The organism is Succinimonas sp. (genome assembly GCF_045225735.1).
Taxonomy (GTDB): Bacteria; Pseudomonadota; Gammaproteobacteria; order Enterobacterales; family Succinivibrionaceae; genus Succinimonas.
The window spans coordinates 1-4,763 of the sequence record NZ_JBGVBR010000408.1 but is presented as its reverse complement, the minus strand read 5'-3'; the positions used below and the strand labels follow the sequence as shown (position 1 = coordinate 4,763).

General features: G+C 46.8%; 3 protein-coding genes. All 3 read right to left on the bottom strand.

Going from position 1 to position 4,763, the window contains the following annotated elements:
* Positions 1-971, bottom strand: a 971-nt coding sequence (locus ACJROR_RS14310; RefSeq protein WP_406547690.1) for an ATP-binding protein, incomplete at its 3' end; no start/stop codon positions are given.
* A 287-nt stretch (positions 972-1,258) separates the two neighbouring features.
* Complete coding sequence (locus tag ACJROR_RS14305; RefSeq protein ID WP_406547689.1) at positions 1,259-1,759, bottom strand: type II secretion system protein; 501 nt, start codon at positions 1,757-1,759, stop codon at positions 1,259-1,261.
* Positions 1,760-2,148: 389 nt separating this feature from the next.
* Positions 2,149-4,644: an inositol phosphate phosphatase SopB gene (locus ACJROR_RS14300; RefSeq protein ID WP_406547688.1), complete on the bottom strand. Its 2,496-nt coding sequence runs from the start codon at positions 4,642-4,644 to the stop codon at positions 2,149-2,151.
* Positions 4,645-4,763 lie beyond the last annotated feature (119 nt).

Below are 4,763 nucleotides of genomic sequence, written 5' to 3'. Positions count from 1 at the left end.
TATAAAACACCTGCATAGACCTCATAACCCCGCCTTAAGAGTTCAAGCGCCACCAGATTTTCCGATATCCTGCCGTAATCGGGATTTCTGCTGCCAAGTCTGGCATATCTGAAAGCGGGATCAGCCAGATAGTACTTGTCATTAAAAGCTAAATATTTTTTTCCTCTGATATCGTATCTTCTGATGCGATAAAAACCATAGGCATTGCACAGATAACCTATGTACGTACCTATGGTTTTATCATTTGTCTTAATTTTATTTGCCTGGAGGGTTTTAGCCATATTGCTGGCAGATACAATATTGGAGGTGTTATCCATCAGGAAATCGGTAATTTTTTCCAGAAGAGGCGCATTTCTGATCTTATATTTCTGAACAATATCCCGTAACACCAGCGTTTCAAAAACATTATTGAGATAAGACATTCTGCTTTTTTCATCTGAATATACGTATGAACCGGACATCCCGCCGAATTTGCGATATTCCGTAAATGCTTCATACGCATCCGACAAATTATGGTATTCCATAAACTCCCTCAGAGAAAACGGAAAAACTTCAATATTGAAAGTTCTCCCCATGAGTAATGTTGCCAGTTTGCTTTCTTCCAGAAAATCATGGGAACTGGTAATATAAATATCGTATTTTTCAGATGAATGGAGACTGCTCAGTATTTTTTCAAATCCTTCGCAAAGCTGAACCTCGTCTATAAAAAGATAATTGTTCTTGCCGGCGAGGTAAGAGCTTTCAGCATAATCGTACAATTTACGGTAATGATTTAATTCTTCATATTTCAAATCGGTGAAATCAATATAAATAACATTAGCGGCAGGATCCGTTGTTTTGATGTAATCAATAAACGATTCCATAAGTTTGGATTTTCCGCACTGTCTGATACCGGTAATTACCTTAATATCGGGCACGTCCTGCACCCGTTTCAGCTGTTCTAGATATAACGGCCTTGCTATCAATTTCATGCTGCTGTTCCATAATTACCCGAAAAGGGCCGGCATTTTATGCTCTTTCATGTGCCCGTTTATGCCCCGTAAAGAGCCATCCAGCAAAAGAAAGACTGCCCGGAGATTTTCGGCATACCCTGCATCACATCATACATGGCAGCATCGTATTTCGAGAAAATGAAAAAAATTCATTTTCTCGAAACAGAACTGCCGCACACCGTATCAGAGAAGACTTGCAGCCAGCTGAAGCCGACAGGAATCACCCCCAGAAGGCCCGTTCCTGCCTATCCGCAAAAGCCGGGTTCTCAGCAGCCGGAGGTGCTGGCTTTGATAATGAGCTCGTCCCGATTATTGTTTCTCTTGTAGAGCAGAGAGCACTTGTCCTGGTAGAGATCCCGGTACTCCTGATCCAGCCTTAGGCTGGGATCCTTGATGAAGATATAGAGCTCGTAGTAGTCGCCGGAGGTTTTCGGGGCTACAAACCAGTCATTGACCAGATCGGCATCCGTTTCCTGCATAATCTGGTGGGCGTCCATCAAATGGCCGTATCTGGTGCGCACCACCCGATCCTCCACGGTAAATTCCGCATTGGGATCCTTTTCCTTTCCCAGAATCACGGCCTTGGAATAGACCACGGAATCGGCGGATTTCAGCACTCCCTCAAGACCGTGAATGGCGGCGGCCCGGGCATCCCCCCGGAGGTTCATGAATTTCGGGGCGGCAGTGGCGGCAAGAATCCCCAGAATGACAATGACAACCACAAGTTCAATAAGGGTGAAGCCGGAGGAGGGGGATGTCGTATTCATGGCAGTTAACCTCTCTTGCGAAGCTGGTTTTCGGATCCGGGCGGGCGGGCTTAAGGCATCTTTCATGAACATGAAGAGCATGGGGAAGAGCCTGTGAGCAGTCTGAGCACGAGTTCAGATTCAGATAAATAAGCCGTATTGTCATGCTATCACATCACAGAAAACTTTTCTGAGGGAGCGGCTGCAAATCGGCTGCAAATCCGGTGCCCGGGCCCTTTTAAGAATCCGGAACCGGCAGAAGAAAATGCCGGCAGGAAACCGGCATCCATTAAAGGATGGCAAACAGAGCCTGATGCCTTGCCAAGAAGGGCGGCTCCTGCTGCCTGAAAGCAGGGGAGACCGCGCTGAATGCCTCGGGGAGATATTCTCCGCGCCTGATTCCGAAAGGATCAGGATTTTACGTACTTGCTGGCGCCCTCGTAGAACTTGAAGAGTTCCGCATTGCCCAGATGATTGATAACACCTGGCATGTCGTTAACCTTGGAGCCCTTGAGACCGGTATTCATCTGATGCACTTCGAGATTTCCGGAATTCTTGATCAGCTGGTCAAAATTCTGGACGTCTTCGTCTGTGGCATAGGTCTGCCCGCTCAGAACGCGCATCACCGAGCTGGAGTTGGTCAGATACTTGTTCGGAGAAAGGTCGTTATTTTCAAGCTTGGTCATCTTGACAGCCAGCTGCTTGGTGATGATATCCATATGACCGGTGCGATCCTTTCCGCTCTTGCAGTTATAGCAGCACACATTGCCAATCATGTCATTGAGCAGGGCCAGCCGGGCCGGAAGCTCGAAGGCATCGATTTTCTTGTTGCGGAAATTGCCGTTCTGCATCAGGATGTTAATTTCATGCGCCAGGACAAACACTTTCTTCTTGTCTGCCAGTGAAGGGGGCGGATTTTTTCTCAGGTATTTGCCCAGATCCGAATCAGCGCTGATGTTATCAACGAACTCCCTGTACTGCTGCTCAAAGGGAACAGCGGATTTCAGCCGATCCGGCTGGGAATTTTGTGTCATGAACCGGGGGCCGAACATCTTTGTGAAGCTCTCGTTGTTTTTGCCCATGCTGTTGGCGTTGTCCCAGACGAATTTTCCGAACACGCCGTGGGAATACTCGTTACAGGGTGACATGAAGGTACGGAGATTCACCTTAACCCAGACATCCTGATTATTTATGGTCAGCTTGACGGGGCCGGGCTGGCCGTTTGCGTCTTTGGTCAGGGATTCCAGAGCACTCATCTGCTTAAGAGCCATGGTTTTCTCATCAAACTTTCCAATGCTGATAGGATTTACCAGATTAACTGAAGTAAGATTAATTTCCAGCGGGTTAGCCTTGGTGGCAGTACTGAGTTTATCAGCCTTGAAGCGATCCATTACGATAGTGGTCAGGAGCTGTTTGGCCTTGTTTTCGGCATTGCTCTGACGCGTGGTATTATTCTTGACCTTAATGGAATCCAGAATGCCGTGCCGGTATCCGGAAAACAGCTTCTTGCCATTCTCGTCCGAGATTTCCGAGCGGAAGCAGTTGGTAAGATCGGGGGACTCCAGAGCCGTGCTGGGATTGCCATTAATTCCCTGGCCGTACAGGGAGGGGTTCATCATCTTGGCAGGGGTAAGGCTGCAACGGAAATTCTTCTGCTCATTAGCATTTACATTCAGGGTCAGATTACGGGAAATTTCCTGCTTCCATGAATCCTGGGCCCCCATAATCTGAGCAAACTTGGTCATAACGCAGTTTTTGGTGGGAGCATAGCCCTGAATATGAAGCTTTCCGACGATATCCTTAATATCCTCGCCGGTATCCTTGCCCATGCTTTTGAAGAGTTTAAGGAACCTTTTCGGAACGCTGTCTCCGTCCCTGAGATTATAGCCATCGAGACGGCTTTTATGCTCATTATAGGTATTCTGCATATTCGAAAGCTTCGTCAGGGCGCGGTTGCATTTGGCAATAAAGCCCTGATCGTTGCTGGCATCCCTGGCTGCGGTAATCTTTTTCTGCGCCTCGGTAACGGTATCTGAAATTGCTTTTACCTTGGTATCGAAGCCGTTTTTAAAATTACCGTAAAGATTTCCGTCATTGCTTTTGGCAATCTGGCAGTCCCGGATCTTGGCATTAAGTCCGTTTATAATGGTGTCAATTTTGGGCTTGATGACATCGAGCGCTTCTTGCAGCTTTTTGGCATCATTCGGAGTTGCTTCTTTGAAGTCATCGCCGATTTTATTCTGGACATTGAAAAGGAGAGTATCAAGATTTTCCTTGCAAAGATTCAGCTTCGTCTTGGCATCGTTAAGAATCGTCTCCAGATTGGCAAAGGCCCGATCGCCTTTTATAGCGGCGGAGGTGAAATCCTTGGGGATTCCATTTATGAGATTGCCAACCTTACCAATCTCATTAAGAATTGCCATGTGGGTCTTGCAGAGGGACGTGAATTTTTTACCAGCCGAAATAATGTCGGTATCACTGTAATAGGTACTCTTATGCCCTAGGTGCTTAATTTGTGTAAGATCAAGTCTTTTGTTTGCATTTTTGACCAGAGAAGCCTTATACTCTTTTACTGCAGCCTTGATATTTCTGAGGTTATCCATGGTGAGACGCTTTTTGCCTGAGATATTCTTGGCGCTTACAAAACGGTTGAAAATCTCCAGACCTTTCGCGCCGATTTCGCCCACAAGAGCATTACGAAGAACATTGACGCTGACCTGAGTTTTTTCGGTAAGGGTCTTGTTTATCGCCTTCCCGAAAAAGTGAGCGCGGCTCTCGTGGCTTTCGGTTACATGGCCGTTGGCATCAAGCATCACCTTAGTTCCGCCGTCAGCGCCTATATTCTGATCTTGAATGTTGTCAAAGAAACTTTGAGCATGTCCGTTCACATTAGATACATCAGTCATTTCAGCCTCCTGGCAAAAAAGCACATTTTAAAAATACCCGGCAGCGCGGAAATCTGCCGGTAAGCGATAAAACCTTATTATGATTAAGCCTGCAGCATCTGGCCTCTTAAATCAGCCCC